This window comes from Ruminiclostridium papyrosolvens DSM 2782, assembly GCF_029318685.1.
Classification (GTDB): Bacteria; Bacillota; Clostridia; order Acetivibrionales; family DSM-1351; genus Ruminiclostridium; species Ruminiclostridium papyrosolvens.
The window spans coordinates 225,946-247,449 of record NZ_CP119677.1 but is presented as its reverse complement, the minus strand read 5'-3'; the positions used below and the strand labels follow the sequence as shown (position 1 = coordinate 247,449).

At 37.6% G+C, this 21,504-nt stretch carries 15 protein-coding genes, 1 tRNA gene and 1 pseudogene; 5 read left to right on the top strand and 12 right to left on the bottom strand.

What is annotated here, in order from left to right:
- Positions 1-38: 38 nt before the first annotated feature.
- The 4 genes from P0092_RS01130 to loaP all read right to left on the bottom strand — a co-directional run bounded on the left by P0092_RS01130 (position 39) and on the right by loaP (position 5,820).
- Positions 39-998 carry an acetylxylan esterase gene (locus P0092_RS01130; RefSeq protein ID WP_004619317.1) on the bottom strand — a complete coding sequence of 320 codons (960 nt, stop codon included), beginning with the start codon at positions 996-998 and terminating at the stop codon, positions 39-41.
- 142 nt (positions 999-1,140) lie between these two features.
- The gene (locus P0092_RS01125; protein ID WP_004619315.1) at positions 1,141-2,571 is read right to left on the bottom strand and encodes an NCS2 family permease; all 1,431 of its coding nucleotides are present in this window, start codon (positions 2,569-2,571) and stop codon (positions 1,141-1,143) included.
- Positions 2,572-3,051: 480 nt separating this feature from the next.
- Positions 3,052-5,088, bottom strand: a complete 2,037-nt coding sequence (locus P0092_RS01120) for a class I tRNA ligase family protein (RefSeq protein ID WP_004619310.1) — start codon at positions 5,086-5,088, stop codon at positions 3,052-3,054.
- 207 nt (positions 5,089-5,295) lie between these two features.
- Entirely contained in the window at positions 5,296-5,820 is a 525-nt protein-coding gene (gene loaP, locus P0092_RS01115; RefSeq protein WP_040758821.1) for an antiterminator LoaP, read from the bottom strand.
- A gap of 338 nt (positions 5,821-6,158) precedes the next feature.
- Between loaP and P0092_RS01110 the strand changes: the two genes are divergently transcribed.
- Positions 6,159-6,938 (top strand): SDR family NAD(P)-dependent oxidoreductase, encoded by a 780-nt coding sequence (locus tag P0092_RS01110; RefSeq protein WP_004619306.1) that lies wholly within the window; start codon positions 6,159-6,161, stop codon positions 6,936-6,938.
- Positions 6,939-7,033: 95 nt separating this feature from the next.
- Here P0092_RS01110 and P0092_RS01105 read toward each other — a convergent pair whose 3' ends face one another.
- From P0092_RS01105 to P0092_RS01090, 4 genes are all read right to left on the bottom strand, one after another.
- Positions 7,034-9,172 (bottom strand): glycoside hydrolase family 3 C-terminal domain-containing protein, encoded by a 2,139-nt coding sequence (locus P0092_RS01105; RefSeq protein WP_004619304.1) that lies wholly within the window; start codon positions 9,170-9,172, stop codon positions 7,034-7,036.
- 95 nt (positions 9,173-9,267) lie between these two features.
- Positions 9,268-10,122, bottom strand: a complete 855-nt coding sequence (locus tag P0092_RS01100; protein WP_004619302.1) for a carbohydrate ABC transporter permease — start codon at positions 10,120-10,122, stop codon at positions 9,268-9,270.
- Positions 10,119-11,003: a carbohydrate ABC transporter permease gene (locus tag P0092_RS01095; protein ID WP_081580249.1), complete on the bottom strand. Its 885-nt coding sequence runs from the start codon at positions 11,001-11,003 to the stop codon at positions 10,119-10,121. Before P0092_RS01095 ends, P0092_RS01100 begins: the two co-directional genes overlap by 4 nt.
- A 112-nt stretch (positions 11,004-11,115) precedes the next feature.
- The gene (locus P0092_RS01090) at positions 11,116-12,435 is read right to left on the bottom strand and encodes an extracellular solute-binding protein (protein ID WP_004619299.1); all 1,320 of its coding nucleotides are present in this window, start codon (positions 12,433-12,435) and stop codon (positions 11,116-11,118) included.
- A gap of 250 nt (positions 12,436-12,685) precedes the next feature.
- Between P0092_RS01090 and P0092_RS01085 the strand changes: the two genes are divergently transcribed.
- Both P0092_RS01085 and P0092_RS01080 read left to right on the top strand, forming a co-directional pair.
- Positions 12,686-14,455: a cache domain-containing sensor histidine kinase gene (locus P0092_RS01085; RefSeq protein ID WP_004619297.1), complete on the top strand. Its 1,770-nt coding sequence runs from the start codon at positions 12,686-12,688 to the stop codon at positions 14,453-14,455.
- Positions 14,448-16,052 (top strand): response regulator, encoded by a 1,605-nt coding sequence (locus P0092_RS01080; RefSeq protein WP_004619295.1) that lies wholly within the window; start codon positions 14,448-14,450, stop codon positions 16,050-16,052. The genes P0092_RS01085 and P0092_RS01080 overlap by 8 nt, the downstream gene beginning before the upstream one ends.
- Positions 16,053-16,063: 11 nt before the next feature.
- Here the strand turns inward: P0092_RS01080 and P0092_RS01075 are convergent, their stop codons facing one another.
- Genes P0092_RS01075 through P0092_RS01065 form a run of 3 tightly spaced genes read right to left on the bottom strand, consistent with a single transcriptional unit; the run spans position 16,064 to position 19,227 of the window.
- Positions 16,064-16,879 carry a putative ABC transporter permease gene (locus P0092_RS01075; RefSeq protein ID WP_004619293.1) on the bottom strand — a complete coding sequence of 272 codons (816 nt, stop codon included), beginning with the start codon at positions 16,877-16,879 and terminating at the stop codon, positions 16,064-16,066.
- Positions 16,880-16,922: 43 nt separating this feature from the next.
- On the bottom strand, positions 16,923-18,521 hold the full coding sequence (locus tag P0092_RS01070; protein WP_004619290.1) for a putative ABC transporter permease subunit: 1,599 nt from the start codon (positions 18,519-18,521) through the stop codon (positions 16,923-16,925).
- Positions 18,514-19,227 (bottom strand): ABC transporter ATP-binding protein, encoded by a 714-nt coding sequence (locus tag P0092_RS01065; RefSeq protein WP_004619288.1) that lies wholly within the window; start codon positions 19,225-19,227, stop codon positions 18,514-18,516. The genes P0092_RS01070 and P0092_RS01065 overlap by 8 nt, the downstream gene beginning before the upstream one ends.
- Before the next feature lie 205 nt (positions 19,228-19,432).
- Here P0092_RS01065 and P0092_RS01060 point away from each other — a divergent pair, with 205 nt between their 5' ends.
- Together P0092_RS01060 and P0092_RS01055 are read left to right on the top strand one after the other, a co-directional pair.
- The gene (locus tag P0092_RS01060) at positions 19,433-20,719 is read left to right on the top strand and encodes an HD-GYP domain-containing protein (RefSeq protein WP_004619287.1); all 1,287 of its coding nucleotides are present in this window, start codon (positions 19,433-19,435) and stop codon (positions 20,717-20,719) included.
- A gap of 185 nt (positions 20,720-20,904) precedes the next feature.
- Positions 20,905-20,995 (top strand) — tRNA-Ser (locus P0092_RS01055).
- A gap of 128 nt (positions 20,996-21,123) precedes the next feature.
- Here P0092_RS01055 and P0092_RS01050 read toward each other — a convergent pair.
- Positions 21,124-21,414: pseudogene (locus P0092_RS01050) on the bottom strand (tyrosine-type recombinase/integrase); the annotation flags it as partial.
- Between the last annotated feature and the right edge of the window lie 90 nt (positions 21,415-21,504).

The window sequence follows — 21,504 nt, the reverse complement described above, 5'->3', positions numbered from 1 at the left end:
CTTATTATTACACTTGCACAGGCCGGGCGCCTCTTTTTTTAAAGTTCCAGCATAAACTGATATATTTTATCCATAACGGTAGGAATATTCTCGTGACCGTAATCGGGGTATATCAGCATTTGTTTTTTGGAAGTTATTTTATTATAAGCGGAGAACTGTGTTGATGGAGGACATATATTATCCATCAGACCTACACTCATAAGAACTTCCCCGTTTATATGTTTCACAAGGTATTGTAAATCTATATATCCCAGTTTTTCAAACACTTCGTCTTCCCTCTCATGAAGGGGATCAAAGAATCTGAAGTAGTCCCTGATATCGTTATAGGCATCCTTTGCCAGATCCATTTCCCAAACTCTTTTATAGTCACACAGAAACGGATAAACAGGTGCAAGCTTCTTTATACGAGGTTCTAACGCTGCACATGCAAGTGTCAAAGCTCCTCCCTGTGAAAATCCCATAGCTCCCACTCTGTTCTCGTCAACCTCCTCCATTGACATTACAACTTTAGCCAGTTGAGCAGCATCCAGAAAAACATGTCTGAAAAGCATATTTTCCGGCCTATCATCCAGCCCTCTCATTATATGTCCATGTACAGTGTCACCCTTTACACAGCCAGAATCCTCTGAGTAGCCTCCCTGACCACGTACATCAAGTGCTGCAACAGAGTACCCCATAGCAACGAAATTCAGTTTGTCATTCCAGTCACCACTATTGCTTGTGTAACCATGGAATTGCAGTATTGCAGGGTGTGGTTCACTCCCGCCTTTTGGACGTAAATATTTAGCATGTACCCTTGCTCCTCTTACCCCTGTAAAGTACAAGTCAAAGCACTCTGCAAAAGGCACCTGAAAATCAGACGGAACAAGTTCAACCTTTGAATCAACGGCTGCCAGTTCTTCTTTTGCCTTAGTCCAGTAATCATCAAAATCCGGGGGACATGGGTTAATTCCATTATACTTTTTCAATTCTGCCAATGGCATATCAATTAACGGCATATACAAGTTTCCTTTCCATTTTCCATATATATTAAGTTTTATATATTTTATAATACAGCGTACAAAAAAACTACCCTTGTACGAACAGTCTTATTATATAACCGTTCATACAAAGGAAGTAAAAGTGGGGGAATATATATAATTAAAGTTTAAGCAACGCAGTTATTACATAGTTTAGTACAAAGAGTCCCGTTACAATGTACATAACCGGATGTACGGACTTTGCCTTTCCTTTGAATATCTTTACAACCACATACATAATGAATCCGGAAGCGATACCACTTGAAATACTGTATGCAAATGGCATTATTGCAGCTGTAAAGAATGCGGGCAATGCTTCATCAAAATCATCCCATTTAATCTTTGCAAAGCTTCCCATCATCAGTACACCTACTATTATCAAAGCAGGTGCAGTGGCAGCTGCCGGAATCACTCCTGCAACAGGTGCAAACAACAGACACAAAGCAAACAGTAAGGCGGTAAATACCGAGGTAAGGCCGGTTCTTCCTCCGGCACCTATACCTGCTGCACTCTCCACATATGTTGTTGTATTTGATGTACCGAATACCGCACCAATAGATGTAGCAATGGCATCTGCAAAAAGTGCCTTGTCCATTTTAGACTTGAAGCCCTTTCCCGCAAAAAGCTCAGCTTCATCCTTATCATCGAATATACCGCTTTTACGGCCTGTCCCGATGAAAGTTCCTATTGTATCAAAGGTATCTGATAAACTGAATGCAAGAATTGTTACCAAAACTAGAGCCAATTTCCCCGGATCACTGAACAAACCCACAAAGTCCATTTTAAATGCTGTTTGAGCAACGTCCGCAACCTTGTATGACGAGGACATGGAAATGTCAGTTACATGTAAAGGAATACCTATTAGTGTAGATGCAATTATACCTGCCAATATGGCCCCTTTAAATTTAAGAATCATCAAAACAGCTGTTATTATAAGTCCAATCAGTGCCACCTGTGCAACAGGGCTTGTAAAATTTACAAACGCCGGAACTACGTTAGCTCCGTCTGCTACAACAGTAGCGGCTTTGGGATCGTCTCCTAAGATTTTCAGAGGAGCCCAAGCCTTTCCTTCAGATGTAAACTTTAAAAATCCTGCACCTTTAAAACCTATATAAGCGATAAATAATCCGATACCACCACCGATGGCTAATTGAAGGGATTCAGGAATCGCCTTGATAATCAACTTTCTTATCTGTGTTACCGTAATAACTATATTTATGATACCGCAGATAAACACCATTGCCATAGCTTGCTGCCAAGTGTAACCCAGTCCGAATACAACCGTAAAGGTAAAGAATGCATTCAATCCCATACCCGGAGCCTGTGCATATGGCACATTTGCAAATAGCCCCATAATAAGAGTTCCTACAACTGCTGCAAGTATTGTTGCAACATAAACTCCACCTTTAGGAATACCTGTCTGCCCTAAAATCGTGGGGTTTACAAAAATTATATAGGCCATTGTAAAGAAGGTAGTGAATCCAGCCATTGCCTCAGTGGCAACGTTAGTTCCGCTCTCCTTTAGTTTGAATTGCCTTTCAAAAAAACTCATTATTTCCCCTCCTGAAATCATTTCGCCATAGTGTTAAATTACCATTGTTTTGTAAAAACAAAGTAGTATTATGGCGTATTTTGAATAATATTGTCAAAAATACAGAAATATTGTATCATAATTATTACGATTATCAAGCTTATTTACAGTATTCTTTAAAATAAACTTTTTTATGTTTCAATATGGCTTTAAATATAAAAATGTCTGTGGTAAATATTTCAGTTATATCAGAGGAAAAACGAAAAAGGCAAAACCAGCGGTGAGCTGGTTTTGCCTTTTTAAAATTCAGAGTTTACTTTGGAGTTGTAACTTCTGTATTGGTCTTCTGACCGGGATTGGGAACCTGTCCGGCACCTGTCTTAACTCTCGCCTTTCTTTGATCAGGCTGTTGTTTTTTTGACATTATCTTTTGCCTCCGAATAATTATATTGCATTTCAGTTTTTATTCTGACAGGTTCCTGAAAATTTTATGCGTTATGGTTAACTTTTTTCCTGCAACTGACTTGGGTGCTTTTCAAAAAAATCCACTCTTGGTTCAAGGAACTTGAGTTTATGATTTTCAGGGTCCTCCATAAAATCATAAATAGTATCAAATATACGCTCCCAATTCCAGAACTCTTCGCCAAGGTTGAGATACTCTCGTATCATCTCTGTTCCCTTAGGTGCAATAGGATGCATAAGAACAGTTGCTGTTCTTACCATATGCAATGAGTCAACCAATACTTTTGTTCTGAGTGCATCATCATTATCCTGTTCTGACTGTTTAATATACTTTGACCAATACTTGTTAATATTTCTGATGTAGCTGTCCATGAGACTCATAACCAGATGAAAATCTGTTTTGTACATCAATCTCTCAAACTCAATAATGGTCTTTTTTGATTCCTCAAGAATCTCACTGCTTACTTCAGCAACAGGTACTTTACCGTCATAATACTTCTGTGCGGTATAAAAACACGATCTTACTGCCCTGTTAAATACATTTGCCAGTAGGTTTCCTTCTTTTAGTACAGGGTCGCTGTCCTTTTCATTGGCATTAGGATTGAAGGGTTTAGGCTGGAAACCTACACTTTTAATACCTAATCCAAGGCTAAGGAAATGAGCTCTTAATTGCTCAAAGGTATAGTGGTTAAGCAGTTCATCAGCCTTTGGCGGCTTGACTTCACTACTGCTGCTTGCTTTTTTATTTAAAAATAATACATGGTTATTACAAATCAGTTTTGGCAGCTGCAGTTCGCCTTCAGGAGGATCAGCTGATACCTCTTTTCCCTGACATCCCATAAACATAGCCATTTCTACAGGCCCGTAGAAATATATATTATCCTCACCAATAAACTGATATACCTGTGCCTCTTTAGAGCACCACCAATCCTTCCATGCATTTGAGTCTGCCTTCTGCTGCTCCAGATATGTCATTGTAAACGATATAGGAGCCCAGAGTGATTCCGGCCACACCCATATGGTTAAGTCCTTCATATCCTCTAATACAGGTGAAGGAACTCCCCATGAAACATTACCTGTCAATCTGAAAGGTACAAGGGTTTTTCCCGTACGGAAACGGATACCGTTTTCAGCAAGTATCAGACAAGCTGCTTCTCTCTGTGAAAGATTTTTAAATACCAGAAGTACTGATGACTTGTTTTTCTCATCACTCAAGTCATACTCAGGGAGTTTATCCTTTATAGACTCCACCACTTCCATCTGATCTCTCTTTACATATATTGCAGGCGGTTCTAAAAACTCTCCTATGCTTTTAATTACGAATTTTCTGGAGCTTTTGTCCATTTCCAACTGGCTTACCCACTGGGTAAGAAAATCATGAAATTCGTCAAGTTCAAAGTACCAGTTGGTTACATCTCTCATTTCAGGCTTTTTACCTGAAAGAGTACTCTTAGGATTAATTAAATCTATGGGCATATACTGGTGTCCCAGTGAGCATTCATCTGCATAGCCTCTTTCTGAGGAACATCCGGCAATAGGACATTGTCCCACAACCTGACGGCCATTGAGAAAAACATCAAGTTCCGTATCATAGAACTGGGATGTTGTAATCTTTTTAAGATGTCCGTTTGAATAGAGCTTATTTATAAAATCAGAAGAAACTTTTTGATGAATTTCCGCCGCACGTCCCAAGGCAGAAGCTGCAAAAATACTTATATCAATTTGATATGAATCAAGTACTTCTCTTTGTTTTTTATGATTATACGTAACAAATTCATCTATAGTACCATCAAAAGACCCGCCATCAACCAATTTACGATAATACTCCAATATAGGAGAGCCATAGCAGTCAGTACCCGATACAAATATTACATTTTCTTTTCCGATACGGTCTTTAAGAAAACGTGCATAAGTGTCGGCATGAATAAAAACCCCACCGATATGTCCCAGGTGAAGTTCTTTATTTCCATATGGCATTCCTGCGGTTACGATAGCACGTTTAGGGAACTTTGGTCTTGAATTTGTTATGTCAAATTCATCTATTGAATTAGTACTTTTTCCTTTCTGATCATTCATACAATAGAAATCTCCTTAATACCATAATTTGTGACAGATTACATTTATCTGTTTATTTTTAGCTAATTGTATCACTATTTATCTGCCCTGTAAACTAATAATGTCGTTCAAACTCATGATTATAAGCATTTACAGGTTACTAACATTTATTGATACACCTTATTATTACCATAAATCCGCCACGTATAATAATAGTAAACATAAAAACTATTGTACCTTTTCTACGATTTCCAGTGCTACGTTTACAATTCTTTTGTCTCCCATAAAATCCATCTCTATCAAAGCCTGCTTTTTATGCCTGTTTATTTTTCTTATTATGCTTTCCCGTCCCTTTAGAGGTCCGTTTGTTACATATATTCTGTCCCCTCTTATAATACCCCTGGAGGATTCAATACAATGTCGTTTATTGCATAAGTTAAGGAGCATTTGTTTTTCAGACTCCCTGACCTCTATCTCAGTATCGGAATATTTTAATACTTTAACTATGTCACTCGATGAGTGTATTCTACTGTTCAGTTTTTTAAGGAACTCATCCCCCGGCATTACCGACTCCACAAAAACATACCCCGGGAATAAAGGTTTTAGTTCTCTCTTTACCACCCCTGAAATTTTAATCAGGAATTCATGCAATGGAATAAATGGATTAGCTGTTTCATTATCAGCTATTTTATTCATGTATTGCTGTACACGCTGTTCTCTACCAGATTTAACAAAAAGTATATACCAGTACATCCCCATTTATTCTCCTTTTATACAGCCCTGCCCTATTATACGGACACCTAAAGCTACACTATCTTCATTAATTAACTACATTTGGATTATTAAAACCAATTATATACTTTTTCCCGATACATATAAATTATCTAAATTAAAGAAAAATATACCAATAATTTAAGCGAAATAATAAAATTTTTTCATTTTTATGTAACCTGTTATATTTATAATCAAATAATGATAATAATATGTAAAAGTTTTATGTTCAGTATTCCTGCACATTTGGTATAATTAACTTAGCTATCCTTGCATTGGTAAAAAATAAAAATATATGAATTGAAGAAAGGACACGGGATATGGCAAACACATTTGATTTAACAGGAAAAGTAGCCGTAGTAACAGGAGCAAGTTCCGGAATTGGAACAGATGCTGCCTTTGCATATGCACATGCAGGAGCGGATGTGGCTATTTTGGCAAGAAGAGCAGAAAAGTTAAAGGATGTAAAGGAAAAAATAGAAAAGGAAACAGGCAGAAAAGTTGTTGCTGTCAGCTGTGACGTGACTCAGGAAGAAAATGTAAAATCAGCTGTAGATACAGTGCTGAAGGAGTTCGGACATATTGATATCCTTTTGAACAATGCAGGTATTGCAGTACAAGGAGGAGTTGACTCCATGTCTGTTGAAGCGTGGAATCAGTCCTTTGATACAAATGTGAAAAGTATATTTCTCATGAGCAAATATATCATCCCTCAAATGAAAGAGCAGGGATATGGAAAAGTTGTAAATATTGCATCGGTAAATGCTATTGTTGCGGACAAGTTTGACACGTTTATAAGACATTCCTATAATTCATCAAAATCAGCCGTGCTTGGTTTGACAAAGGGAATGGCGGCATCCTACGCCAGATATGGAATTACGGTTAATGCCATAGGACCGGCACTGTTTGAAAGTGAAATGACCAGCGATACTCTGTTTAAATCAAATGAGTTCCTTGTAAAATATAATACTCTGAATCCTTCAGGAAGACCCGGAAACAAGGGCGAACTTAACGGTACAATATTGTATCTGTCAAGCGATGCTTCCAGCTACGTTCAGGGACAATTCATTGTTGTAGACGGCGGCGGTTCCATTGTTTAAATTATTAATTATATAATTTTTTATACTTAAAATGTTAAATGCGGGTCCCGAAGGACCCGCATTTAATGTGTATAAACTTAAACTTGCATTAAATACTACTTAACGTTGAAGGATGCTTCCAATGGCTTTTTGCCGGATAAGCTTTCACTTACCTTGTCAGGTTGTGACCCGCCTGCATATAATGTAAACTCACCATTTTCGATATGACGTTTTCCTGCTTCGTCAACTATGCTCATTGCATTTGAAGCTACTTCAAAAGTAACGGTCTTCTTTTCGCCGCTCTTTAGGTGAATTCGTTTAAAGCCGCAAAGGCTGTATTTAGGAACTCTTACTGAAGCGTCCATATCCTTTATATATACCTGCACAACTTCATCTGAGTCAACACTTCCTGTATTCTGAACATCTACTGATACAGACAGGTTTTCTCCGTTATTTACAGTCTGAGGGCATACCATATTGGAGTACTCAAAACTTGTATAGGATAATCCAAATCCGAAAGGATACAATGCATCGCCTTTCATGAACTTATATGTTCTGTTTTCCATTGAGTAGTCTGCAAATGGAGGAAGCTCTTCTGTTGATTTATAGAAGGTAACCGGAAGTCTTCCGGCAGGAGAATAATCTCCGAATATCATTTCTGCAAATGCAAGACCGCCTATTGCGCCCGGATACCAGCACTGAACTATGGCTGCTGCCTTGTCGGCTGCATCTCCGATTGACAATGCACTTCCTGAGAGCAATGCTACAATTGTAGGTTTACCTGTTGCAAGAACTGCATTAAGCAGATTTCTCTGGGATTCAGGCAGATTTAAATCAGCCTTGTCTCCGCCAGCATCCAGTATAACGGTACCCTGATCGTTCTGTTCTCCTTCTACTGAAGCGTCAAGTCCGAGACACAGGACAACCACATCACTTCTCTCCGCCGCAGAAACAGCCTCTTTCAACCTGTCATCAGGCTGTGCGAGATCTTCATCTCTGTTCAAGAAAAGGTGACTTCCCATTGCATACCACACTCTTGTATTCTCGGAAACCCTTTTACGGATACCTTCAATAATAGTAACATTTTGAGATGGAGTTCCGCTGTAGTTGGCTCTTAGTGCTAAACTGCTGTCTGCATTTGGCCCGATAACAGCTACGTTTTTAATCTTTTTGCTGTCCAATGGCAATAATCCGTCATTTTTAAGTAATACCATTGATTTTTTTGCAGCTTCAAGTGAAATCTTATTGTGTTCTGCAGAGTCATTTAATTCATAAGGAATATTATCGAACTCACAGTCATCGTCAAACATACCCAGCTTCATTCTGGTTGTCATAAGTCTGATAGCTGCACGGTCAATATCCTCCTCTGTAATTAAGCCTTCTTTAAGTGCAAGAAGAATAAGAAGATACATATTTCCGCAGTTAAGGTCACATCCACTCTTTAGAGCAAGTGCCACAGACTCAGTTGGTGTTTTTGTAACTCCGTGTCCTTCATGGAAATCCTTTATTGCCCAGCAATCTGAAACAACGTGTCCATCGAAGCCCCATCCGTCTCTTAAAATATCCTTCAAGAGGGTTTTGCTTCCGTTACAAGGCTCTCCGTTGGTTCTGTTGTAGGCTCCCATTATAGATTCTACTTTAGCTTCTTTTACGAGTGCTTCAAAAGCTGGCAGATATGTTTCATACAAATCCTTTTGTGAAACAATGGCATCAAAGAAATGTCTGTCATCCTCCGGTCCGCTATGAACGGCATAGTGCTTTGCGCAGGCAGCAGTTTTAAGGTATTTTCCATCTCCCTGCAAACCTTTTACAAATGCAACTCCAAGTCTGGAAGTCAGATATGGGTCTTCCCCGTAGGTTTCATGTCCCCTGCCCCACCTTGGGTCCCTGAATATATTGACATTAGGTGACCAGAAGGTTATACCTTTGTATATATCCCTGTCACCTTTTTTTGCGCTCTCATTGTATTTAGCTCTTCCCTCTGTCGCAATTACATCTGCAATTTTCTCCAAAAATTCATCATCAAACATTGCAGCCATTCCTATTGCTTGCGGAAATACTGTTGCAACACCTGCTCTTGCAACTCCGTGCAAAGCCTCGTTCCACCAGTTATATCTTGGAATTCCCAGTCTTTCTACAGGTTGTGCATCGTACCTAAGTTGTGAAGCTTTTTCTTCCAAAGTCATTTTTGATACTAAATCGGCTGCTCTTTCTTTAAAAGAAAGGCTTTTGTCCAAATATTTCGGTTTATCCATTTTCTAACCTCCACAATCCGCAATTTATGCGATTAATATATAATATCACTCAGTATCCTATTATACAGGATACTGAGTGATATTATAAAGTCTTTTTAGCCTTTTACTGCACCAACAACAAGACTGTCCTGAACCTTTTTGCTCATTACCGCATATATAATAAGAGTTGGAATAGTGGCAACCATCAAACCTGCGCCTATGGGTCCCCACTCTGTCGTATACTGTCCTGCCAGAGACTGGATACCAACTGTTAGTGTCTTGTATTTTGCATCGCTTATGAAAACTACAGCATACATCAGCTCATTCCATGCTTGCAGGAATGTAAAGATAGTAACCGTGGCAATTGCGGGCTTCATAAGAGGAAGTATGATTGAGAAAAATATTTTATAAATGCTGCAGCCGTCAATACAAGCAGCCTCTTCCATTTCTCTTGGAATAGAACTCATAAAGCCTGAAAAAATCAATAACGCCATGGGTACTGCGAAAGCAGTATAAGGAACTATCAGCGCCCAGTAGGAGTTAACCATCTTTAAATTCCTCAGCATTATGAATATAGGAAGAAGTGCCGAATGCAGAGGAACTGTAAGGCCAAGTATAAAAAAGGAATTTAAAGGCTTTCTAAGTTTAAATACCATTCTGGTCAATGCATATGAAGCCATAACCGCTATTATACTTGTAAGAGCAATGGTTGCCACCGTTACAATTACACTGTTAACGAAATACTGTCCTACATTACCCTGCAACAAAGCACTACTGTAGTTTGACCACAGCCATTTTGACGGAAGTCCTATAGGGTTTCCCCCGAAAATTTCTGCATTATCCTTTAATGAGAAGGAGAACATCCAATACAGTGGAAACAGCTGAATGACCGCTACTATGAAAAGTGCTGCGTACATAAGGATTTTTGATAGTGGAAATCCTGAACTTCTGCCCTGAACTATGTCACTCATTTCGCTGCCTCCTTTTCTCTGAACAATAGACTTACAAGAATGGATAAGGCAAAACATTCAAGGATTACAAATACAGCCATTGCACTACCGTACCCGTACTGATTGCCTTTAAATATTGTACTTACCATATATGTGCCTATAACTTCACTTGCGTGTGCAGGCCCTCCGCCTGTCAAAACATATACAAGATCAAATACTTTCAGTGCGCCTGTAACAGCAAATATAACTGATACATTTAATACAGGCTTCAACATCGGTATTGTTATTTTCATAGATGTGTTCCACCAAGAAGAGCCGTCAATTACTGCCGCTTCAAAGACATCAGTGGAAATAGATTTTATACCTGCGTACATTAAGAGCATATGATATCCGATATACTGCCATATTATTGGAATAAATGTAGCAACCAATGCTCTTTTGGGATCACCCAGCCATTCTGATGCAAAAGATCCCAAACCTACTGTTTTTAATAATAAGTTAAGTATTCCATAATCAGGGTTATATATTTTCATCCATAGCTGTCCGATAACAACTGTAGAAATAATAACCGGTATAAAGTAGATAGTTACTAAGCTCTTTTCAAACTTAACACCTTTTGCAAGTATCAGAGCTAAAAGTAACGAAATCGGAAGCTGAATAAATACTGATGCAACTGCCAAAATTAATGAATTTACTGCTGCTTTGACGAATATTGGATCAGAAAGAAGTCCTTTATAGTTTTGCAGACCTATAAAAGTACCTTTGCCAAATCCCGACCAATCCTGAAAGCTGTAGTACGTTGACATTATGATAGGTATTATTATTAATCCAATAAATACAACCAGAGCCGGAAACAGGAAAAATACTATTGCCTTCTTATTGCCTAAAACTCTATCCACCAAACTCACTTCCTTCTATAAAATATATTTAATATGTTCATATAATTTGGCGTCCATTTCCCTGCCATGTGTTATTGACTCAAGCAAACAAATGGACGCCTTTTATTAATCTTGATTATTTACCGTAAATCGTCTGTAAGCTATCAACGAACTGTTGAGGAGTTTTTGAACCCATGAACAATTCCTGTAAAGCATTCAGATAGGTTTCTGTATCTTTACCTGCAAGAAGTGTATCCCACCATATTGTGAATGATTCAGCATCTTTTGTAAGATTAACTACATCAACAAGTGAAGGATTCAGCTTGCTTTCGTCAACGTCTGTTTTCCATGCAGGCATTGAAGCACCTGACAGGTATGATTCCCTTGACATGTTTTCAGCAAAGTACTTCTGGAACTTCAATGCTTCTTCTTTGTTCTTTGAATTTTCACTTACCATTACAGCGTCAACAGCTCCGCCTGTAAACTGCTTTGGATTTCCAAGCCCGCCCGGAATTGATGGGAAGGATATTGCCTTGATTTTACCTGCAACCTTTGAATCCTTTGAACCTGCTTTACCTGCAGTCCAGCTACCTTTGAACATCATTGGTATCTTTCCTTCAAAGAATGGTACTTCAGCTTCATCATTTGATACTCCGGCAGCTCCCTTTGAGAATGCTCCTGCATCAATCATTTCTTTAAATCTATTAGCTGCATTCAGGAATTCAGGGTCCTTGAATGAACCTTTCTTTGTAAGAGTTTTTGTTACCTTTTCAGGTCCTGCAGCTCTTAATGCCATTACGTCAAAGTACATTGCTATTGTCCATTTGTCCTTACCTGAAACAGCCATAGGAGTTATTCCTTTGGACTTAAAAGTCTTAACAGCTGTAAGAAGTTCTTCCCAGGTAGTAGGAACCTTCACACTATTCTTTTCAAAAAGTTCTGTATTTACAAACAATGCTCCACATGAAAGGAAGAACGGTAATCCGTATACCTTTCCATCATAAGTTACATTGGTTAATGCACCGTTAACCATCTTGCTCTTCATATCTTCGCTCACATCAAGGGCTACTACTGAATTTGACTTAACGAATGGCTCTGAGAAACCGCCGCCCCATGTAGAGAAAATATCAGGAAGCTCATTTGCTGCTGCCATTGCTTTAATCTTTGTTTTGTATGCTTCATTTTCGTTAGTGTCGACCTTAATCTTTACATTTTTATTTGCCTTCTCATAGTCGTCGATAACTTTCTTAGCTGAAGCTGTAAACGGGTCTGATGCTGAACCCCAAATATGACTGAATTTCAGCTCTACATTTTTAGCATTATTACCACCTGCATTACTAGATGTTCCTGCTGAATTGTTACTTGTTGTATTCTTTCCGCATGCCACCATTCCTACTGTTAATGCTCCCGCCAGTATAAATGCTGCTCCTCTTTTTGCCACTGACATTTTGTTCATCCTTATTCCTCCTTGAAATAATGTGATATGGTAATAATATAGGTAATGTTGCATAAAGTAAACGTAAAATGGTTACCTATAATTGTGCATTATTTTTACTCATAGAATTGCCTCAATCCGCCTCTAATCCTATTTTCGAAATATTTACACAACACTCACTATAACGTTATGTCAATCTTTAATTTGCGTATGGTATAATAAATTGATACGCTCATTTGAAACTATTATTTGCATTTTTACGGAGTTATATATGAAATATTTAAAGAATATTATGGAAACAATTAAAAAGGTATTTTTAAATACATCTATTAGAAGCAAAATGCTTATTATCTTTATGGTATTTATGCTTTTCTATGTAATAATCAGTGCAGTCATTTATGTCAATATAATAAAAACCGAAACACTAAGTCAGGTCCGTCAACGTTCTCATGAGACAACGGAGCTTATACGTACAAATATTAATACACTGATTGACAATGCAAATAACGTATCCAAGATGATGACTACAAGCTCACTTATAAGGGCATATCTTGCATCGGATAATCCTTCTCGCAGCTTGACTAAAAGTGCAAACGAGGTTATGTTCAACATTCACATAACCTTTCCTAATATTGATTCAATTTATCTTTATGACTTATACGGCTCAGTACTGAGAACCAACAAAAACCTTACAGTTTCAAGTGTTGAAGATGTTAAAGCGGCACCATGGTTTGATGAGCTTGTAAAGCTCAACGGTGGATATAAAATAGCTATAAATGCTGAAAACACCCTAAAAACCTATTCCGGGAAAAACCTTGTTTCCGTAATGAGAATCTTAAACGATCTTGACAGTCTGAAACCAATTGGAGTACTGGTATTGAACATTTCACAGGACAGCCTTTCAGAGGTAATTAATGAAACCGGTGAAAACGGCGGTTCATCCTTTATAATTCTGGATGCAAATAATAATCCGGTTATTAAAAACGATGCTGCCTATGAGATGTACAATCCATACCTTGTGAAAACATCTGATTATGAGGATATAATATCCATTGATAGCAAAAGATTACTTGTGTTCAAGTCCGTCATGCCTAATACAGGCTGGAAAATAATAAGCTGTACCAGTCTGTCTTCTAAGTCGCCTGTAATTCAGACACTTAATTTGTTGTATGTGTTTTTCATTGGAATAACTATCTTTTTATTTATAGTGGCTTCGCTGTTTACCGCAAACTTTATAACTTCGCCTATTAAGAAGCTTATTAACTCAATGCAAGGTGTAGCAAATGGTGTATTCAAGCGGGTAAGCTACAATACCGGAAATGATGAAATAGGCGAACTGAAAAACAACTACAATCTGATGATTATGGAAATAAATAATTTGATAATTAAGCTTATAAACGAAGAAAAGAAAAAGCGTAAATTTGAGCTGGATGTTCTGAATGAACAAATCAAGCCACACTTTTTATACAATACTCTCGATAATATTGCTTATCTGGCATTATCCGGCAACAACCAAACAGTTTATGAAGCAGTTAATGCCCTTGGAAGCTTTTGCAGAATCAGCCTTAGCAAGGGCTCAGAGGTTATCAGCTTAGAAAATGAAGTGCGTCAGATACAGAATTACCTGTTGCTTCAAAAGCTACGGTATGGTGAGATGATTAGCGACGAGTACAATATTTCTCCTGATACAAACCAAATAAGAATACTCAAAAATATACTCCAGCCGTTAGTGGAAAACAGTATCTATCACGGTATCAGGCCCAGCGGTGAACCCGGATATATAAAAACATCAGCACATATTAATGAAGGTTACCTCATTTTATCAGTTGAAGATAATGGTGTAGGAATGGATGAGCAGGAAATAAACAGTATATCGGATGAAAATCTTGCAGGAAATCAAGCCAGTTTTGGGCTAAGAGGGACAATACAGCGTTTGAAGATACATTACGGCACTGATGAAATATATATGGTAGAGAGCAGTAAGTATTCAGGTACTAAAATAACACTGAAAATTCCTTTAGAGGAGGGTAAAAATGACTGATAAACCTTTGAAAGTTATGATAGTTGATGACGAAAGCAATACAAGGGACCTTTTAAAATTATCCATTAACTGGCTTGAGCTGGGAATGGAAGCTGTAGGTGATGCCACCAGCGGACTTGAAGCCCTTGATATGCTGGATGAGCTAACCCCGGACATTGTTATTACCGATATTCAGATGCCCTATATGGATGGATTAACCCTTAGTAAAAACATAAAGGAAGGGCACCCTGATATTTCCGTTATTATTCTCACGGCACACGATGAGTTTTCTTATGCACAAAATGCAGTTTCCATAGGAGTATCAGACTTTATATTGAAGCCTATTAACAAGGCTACCATTTATGAAGTTCTTTCAAAGGTAGGAAGCAGCATAAGAGAAACCAGAGAACGTTTAGGCAAACTGGAACTTTCTCACCAGTATATGCAAAGCAATATTATGGTTTTTCAGAACAAGGTTCTTAATGACCTTATTTTAAACATAAATTTTACCTTTCAGCCTGATGAACTTAATATGATGGATATAAAGTTTGATACGGATTATAATCTGTATCAGGTATCACTTATTAATGTAGGAATAGACAAGAACAAATATACCAATCTTGAAAGACAGTTGCTTCTGGAAAACTGCCGCAGCTATATTAAGGACTTGTATTTCAAAAACAGTATTGCCTATGTCTTTACGGACATTCAAAACAATATAGTGTTACTGAATAATGATAAATCAATTTCATTAAGCGATGTTTCCGAACATGCCTCTCTCTATTTCAGAGAACACTTTTCAGCATCAGTATCCTGTGGTATAGGCCTTGAGGTACACTCCCTTGACAACGTATGTAAATCCTACCGTCAAGCACTCAATGCATTAAACTTATGCTATATTACCGGAGAAGAAATAGTTTACGCTGATTCCCAGATGAGTGAATTTGACAACGTTACAACATTTGACCACAGTTCTCTGACTAATAATATGAAACTCGCAATAAAATCCGGGGCAACAGCTAAAGCTATGGAAATCACCAGAAAGGTTTTATACAACTATACAAGGGAAAATATAAATAATCTTGACGCAGTAAAGATATTTTCAATAAATATGTGCAACTATATAAAGGAGCTTCTTTCTGAAATGAAAATTCCTTTTGCAGGAGCCTTTTCACTATCCGGTGACTTTTTGCTGGATATTTTCAAACTTGAAAAGTATACAGATATAGAATTTACTATTTTAGGTATAATAGAAAAAGCTGCGTCCCTTATATCAGAGGCCCTGAGCAACAAGAGCAAGTCTATTGTAGACGAAATAAAAAACTATATAGATGAGAACTATAGTGACAATAGCCTTACATTGAAGGTTGTTGCAGATAAGTTTTATATTAATTCAAGTTATTTAAGCCGTATATTCAAAAAAAGTACAGGCATTACTTTTTCAGAGTACCTGACAAAAATAAGGATTGATAATGCCAAATCAATGCTAAAGGAACAGGATTTAAAGGCATATCAACTGGCACAAATGATTGGAATCCCAGACCCCAACTACTTTGTAAAGTGTTTTAAGAAGGTTGTGGGGATATCCTTTGCCGAATACAAGCTTCAAAAGGCCTAGAAAGCATTTAATCAATGCTTTCCTCCGGCCTTTTCCCTTAGTTGCCTTAACATAGCTTTAAGATGGTTAAGCTGTTCTTCATATTTTATACTTTTCATATTAGGGAAGGCTTTAATCAAACGGTGTCCGCTGCCTCTTTTCTGACTTAGAGCCTCAAACTTCTCTTTAAACATGAGATTCAGCTCGTTTCTGCCTTCCTCAGCTAAAAGCCGAAGTTTTTCAAAGCTTTTGAACAGCTCCCTCTCATTAAACCATTCCAGCAGCTCTCCATTCTTTTTTAAGTCCTCTGTAAATTCATACAGCTTTTTGAGTCGCTCATTGAGATTCACCAGAGTATTTACGGTAAATAACATATCAATTGCATACGCTGCAAACAGCGCTATCCCGGATACCCTTACCCATATTTCTGGGATTAGCAAAACAGCATTAGTTATTGCAGGATGCAGAACCTTAACCAGTATAACGCACATTAGTCCGAATAAAACCGAATTTTTAAGGCATACACGTCCGTTAAGGTTAAATCTTTTGTTTGAATAGTCCCACCATTTTGCACTGAAAAACATCTCTAACATCCAGCCCGTTATATACTCCAGTATACTGGTAAGTGCAAGTCCTGCAAGAAAAATTACGGGTATACTGGATTTAGCAGGTTCCAGTAAAAAGATTATCAGTATTGCACCAAAACCGTATACAGGACAAACAGGGCCTGCAAGAAACCCTCTGTTTACTATCCTTTTAGATAATATTGAGCAGTATACGACCTCGCAGATCCACCCTATAAAGCTATATACAGTAAGATAGATGATGAATTCATAAAAACTGCTCATCCTGAGTCCCCCCAATCCATGTTTCAGGGCATATTTCTATTTCTTATAATTCCTTAAACTTTTTAACGCCTACGGTGCTTAACGCTTTTATAAGTATAAATGCCAATACAGCCAAAGCAACACAAACTATTTCCATAAACAGATTAGTGTCAGAAGGCTTTATAATCATAAACAGAAGCACAGGAACTCCCACGGTTATAACACTTGTAAGCATTGTCACTAAAATACTTGCGCTTTGCTTTACCACTGCAACCTGTGAAGTCCACTCAAGCTTTGGGAAGTACAGGTTTACCAAAATACCAATTATAGGAGTGATTATACAATATAGCAACGAGAGCAGAAACAGAACAATTACCGTTTGCGCACTCATTTTGAAAGTAAATTCCACAATCAAGATATTTATAATAACAGCCGGAACAGTCAGAGTCAGATTAAGGAGTATTTTACTCCAAAGAATATTTTCTACTTTTAAAGGAAGAGATTTTATTATCCAAAGACCTTTTCCCTCAAGGGAAATTGATGGTGCTGTAACACAGGTGAAGCTGATACAGAAGGCAAAAACCAGAGCAATCACCGGGGCTATATAAGAGCCGGCCATTGGGAGTTCCAGCATCTTCGCAACCTTATCCCTTCCAAAAAATGCAACTGCCACTGAAAAGACCAACATCATTATTACACCCACCGCTGTATTGGTTACATATATATAAGAAGACAGATAAAATCTCAATTCCTTCACATATAATGCTTTCATAACCCCTGAAGCCTTTAGCCTTGTGACCTTGTAATTGGATGCTTTGTATTTTTCCGACATTTTGGAATTAATAGTTTTAAAGCCTCTGGAGAATATAAACAGAAACGCCCCAAAGACCGCCACGCTAACCAATAAAAAGGCTGCGAGATACAAAATATTTGTATTGCTTAATGCTTTAATATACAGGTTCGTCCAGAAAAGAACTTTTATCACTCCGGATACAGCAGGAATAGCATTCTGAACCTGCTCCTGATTAATTCCTCTAATCATGTTCGGCAGAATCATACATGCAATAATAATAACAAAGGTGCCTATCAGCATTAAAGCATTAGTAGACTTGAACTTTGAGGATATACGTCCCAGTATATAGGCCAAAACAGCACCTATGGATATTGGTATAAGAGGAACAAACAATGTTGTCACGACAACAAATACATAGTACATAAATCCACCATGTGTGTTTATCCCGTAAATGACCAGTGAAGGAATTCCAATAAGCACACTTATGGCAAGATTGGAAAGATAAACAAAAATCATCTTACTTGCAAGTACTGCAGATGGTTTTACAGGCAGAGACATTAGTAAATCAAAATCTCTGAAAGAAAACAGATATCCCGGTACTTTGTATATACTCATAAAAAGCGAGAACAGAGTAGTTGACAAAATAGAGCTTCCTATAAGCAGCTCCAGAGAATTCAACTCTTTAAGAACCTTACCCAAAGGGTAAAACAACATAATCATACTGAAAGCCAGCATACAAAAAGCATACACTATAAGTAAACCCAGCAAGGCAGTCTTTACCTTTTCTGCCCCTGATTTTGACTTTAGTGCCTTGTTTATTCCCCAGGAATTAATTATGTTTGCTTTAATCAAATAAAATACACTATTCATTATCTATCAACTCCAAAAATATTTGCTCAAGTGAGCTGTTTCCTCTTACCGTGTCAGTTTCACCACTGGTAATAAGCTTGCCATCCTTTATAATAGCTATCTTGTTACAGAGCTTCTCCGCAACCTCTAAAACATGGGTTGAAAAGAAAATGGCACTTCCCTGTCTGCATTTTTCTTTCATTAGCTCTTTAAGAGTATGTGCCGCCTTTGGGTCAAGTCCAACAAAAGGTTCATCCATTATATACAGGCTTGGGTTATGAACCAGTGCCGAAATAATGGCAAGCTTTTGCTTCATTCCATGAGAGTAAGAAGAAATCAAATCTCCCAGACTTGCCGTAAGTTCCATCATGTCTGCGTACTGTTTGATAGATTTTTCTCTCTCTTCTGCAGAAATAGCGAAAACATCAGAAATAAAATTCAGATATTGAATTCCTGTCATATTTTCATAAAGGTCAGGATTATCAGGAATATATGCAATCCTCCTCTTACATTCCAGTGGGTCTGTCTTTATGGATTTACCATCAATACGAATATCTCCCTCCGAGAATTCCAGAATTCCCGTTACGCATTTTATGGTTGTTGTCTTTCCCGCACCATTGTGTCCTATAAATCCATATATATCACCTTTTTTAATTTCCAGAGTCAGATTGTCTACTGCTTTTTTACCGCCTTTGTATGTTTTGGATAAATTACTTATTGTAAGCATAAATTCACCTTTCATATAAGTTTTTAATATTATAAGAATTATACTATATTTTACATGAATTATTAACTATGTTTTGTTTAATTATTACTAATTGAAGAAATGTATTGAAATTTTTAGATTTTTTTGTTTTCTTTTGTCATATTTTGTAGTAAGATATCCTTGGAAGACAAATTGTATCATTTTTTTACATATTTCGAGGTGAAAAATGGATCAATACATACCGATTATAGATATTATTATAGCCCTATCGAGCGCAATTGATTTGATAAACCCTAATATTTCAAATCATCACAAGAGAGTTGCATATATCTCTTATTGTATCGCAAAAGAGATGGGTTATTCAGAAGATGAGATAAAGGATTTAGTACTGGCCGGATTGCTTCACGATTGCGGCGCAGTTAATTTGATTGAGAGGAGTTCCATTTTTGAGTTTGAATTTGGGAATTCCTTTTTCAATAGGCATTCACACGGGTATAAAGGTTGGTTTATCCTTCGTGATGCAGAAGAATTAAGGTCTGCTGCAGAAATTATTAAATATCACCATGTTTTTTGGAAAGAGATATCTCACAAACGATTTCAATCCTGTAAGATACCAAAGTTCAGCCATATACTCCATTTAGCAGATAGAATTGATATATTGATAAATCCTAACCAGGAAATCTTGCAGCAGAAAAAATATATAAGTAAAATGATTCGCAACGGCAAAGATATAATGTTTATGCCAATGGCAGTTGATGCGTTTGAGAATGTTGCTTCAAAACCTTATTTTTGGTTCGATATTACCTCGACTTATCTTGAGGGGCAGATACGCAAAATAATGTCCCCACACAAGGTTTATATTAATAGTGAGCTTTTAATTCAGTATGCGGATATCGCCCACAGAATTATAGATTTCAGAAGTAAATTTACGGCTACTCACTCAATAGGTGTTGCTACCAGTGCAAGTGCTTTGGCCTCCAAATTGGGGTTTTCTGATTGCGACAGCAGACTGATGCATTCTGCAGGACTAATGCATGATTTGGGTAAACTGTGTATCCCGGAAAGTATTTTAGAAAAACCAGGGTCATTAGACAACTATGAATTTAGCCTTATGAAATCACATACATATTATACCTACCGTATACTGGATTCAATTCCCGGGTTGGGAAAAGTACGTGACTGGGCAGCATTCCATCATGAAAAACTTGACGGTACGGGTTATCCTTTTGGTTTGGACTCCAAAAGTCTTGACCTTGGCTCCAGAATACTGGCTGTAAGTGACATGTTCACAGCCCTTACGGAAGAAAGACCATACCGACATGCCATGTCCCTTAAAGATACGGTTAAACTTATTAATGGTGTAAGTACTCTCGATTATGATGTAAAGCATTGTCTAAATCAAAATATTGAGGAAATAAACGACATAAGACGTACTTCTCAGGAGATTGTTTTCCAAAGCTGTAATGAAATCTTCCCTGAGTTCGATGAAGAATTCAATCTTCACGCATTGTAATTGTATAACTGAAAGCAATTTAAATTAACATACATACTCCTAGGGACTTGTTAAAGCAAGTCCATTTTTTTTTGCAAATATAGTGTTAACATAGTATAAATAATGCGGTTCACTTTTTTGTTGACATTCAGCATGACCTAATGTAAAATAAAAAGGCAGTTTAAAAGCGAACTGAATATTTTTATGGAGAGATGGCTGAGCTGGTCTAAGGCGCACGACTGGAAATCGTGTGTGGGGTAATACTCACCGTGGGTTCGAATCCCACTCTCTCCGCCAAAATGAAGGGCTACAGGTTTTCACCTATAGTCCTTGTTTTATGTTTGGATGGCATTTTGACAACAAAATGACAACACGATATTAAATGATACTCAATGATACAGCAATATTCTTATTGGAATTGAGTATTACTCCCCCGTATTATCACCGCCTTGTTCACCGGGCTTAACTGAAAATGCAACATCTATTTTGTTGGCTGCTGACTTTTGCATCTTTGCAAGCACATGGCTGTACAGGTCAGCGGTAATACTTATTGTTGAATGTCCTAACATTTCCGAGGTCACCTTTAAATCAACACCCAGACTAAGCATCAGAGTGGCGCATGAGTGCCGAAGGTCATGGAACCTAATATGCTGAAACCCCAGCTTTTCAAGCAAATACTTGAAGTTGTGGCTGAACCTGCCTGGTGAAATTGGCGTATAATCATGTTTGCTTCTATTATAATAGGTGTGCTTGGTGTATTCCTTACACTTCTTATAACATTACAGGAGAGTCCAATATTTGAGAGA

Excerpts from the sequence above, each read along its gene's own strand:
- P0092_RS01105 (WP_004619304.1), bottom strand. The coding sequence starts at position 9,172 with ATGGATAAACCGAAATATTTGGACAAAAGCCTTTCTTTTAAAGAAAGA.
- P0092_RS01070 (WP_004619290.1), bottom strand. The coding sequence starts at position 18,521 with ATGAATAGTGTATTTTATTTGATTAAAGCAAACATAATTAATTCCTGG.
- P0092_RS01120 (WP_004619310.1), bottom strand. The coding sequence starts at position 5,088 with ATGAATGATCAGAAAGGAAAAAGTACTAATTCAATAGATGAATTTGAC.
- P0092_RS01090 (WP_004619299.1), bottom strand. The coding sequence starts at position 12,435 with ATGAACAAAATGTCAGTGGCAAAAAGAGGAGCAGCATTTATACTGGCG.
- P0092_RS01130 (WP_004619317.1), bottom strand. The coding sequence starts at position 998 with ATGCCGTTAATTGATATGCCATTGGCAGAATTGAAAAAGTATAATGGA.
- P0092_RS01060 (WP_004619287.1), top strand. The coding sequence starts at position 19,433 with ATGGATCAATACATACCGATTATAGATATTATTATAGCCCTATCGAGC.
- P0092_RS01125 (WP_004619315.1), bottom strand. The coding sequence starts at position 2,571 with ATGAGTTTTTTTGAAAGGCAATTCAAACTAAAGGAGAGCGGAACTAAC.
- P0092_RS01080 (WP_004619295.1), top strand. The coding sequence starts at position 14,448 with ATGACTGATAAACCTTTGAAAGTTATGATAGTTGATGACGAAAGCAAT.
- P0092_RS01065 (WP_004619288.1), bottom strand. The coding sequence starts at position 19,227 with ATGCTTACAATAAGTAATTTATCCAAAACATACAAAGGCGGTAAAAAA.
- P0092_RS01100 (WP_004619302.1), bottom strand. The coding sequence starts at position 10,122 with ATGAGTGACATAGTTCAGGGCAGAAGTTCAGGATTTCCACTATCAAAA.
- loaP (WP_040758821.1), bottom strand. The coding sequence starts at position 5,820 with ATGTACTGGTATATACTTTTTGTTAAATCTGGTAGAGAACAGCGTGTA.
- P0092_RS01085 (WP_004619297.1), top strand. The coding sequence starts at position 12,686 with ATGAAATATTTAAAGAATATTATGGAAACAATTAAAAAGGTATTTTTA.
- P0092_RS01110 (WP_004619306.1), top strand. The coding sequence starts at position 6,159 with ATGGCAAACACATTTGATTTAACAGGAAAAGTAGCCGTAGTAACAGGA.
- P0092_RS01075 (WP_004619293.1), bottom strand. The coding sequence starts at position 16,879 with ATGAGCAGTTTTTATGAATTCATCATCTATCTTACTGTATATAGCTTT.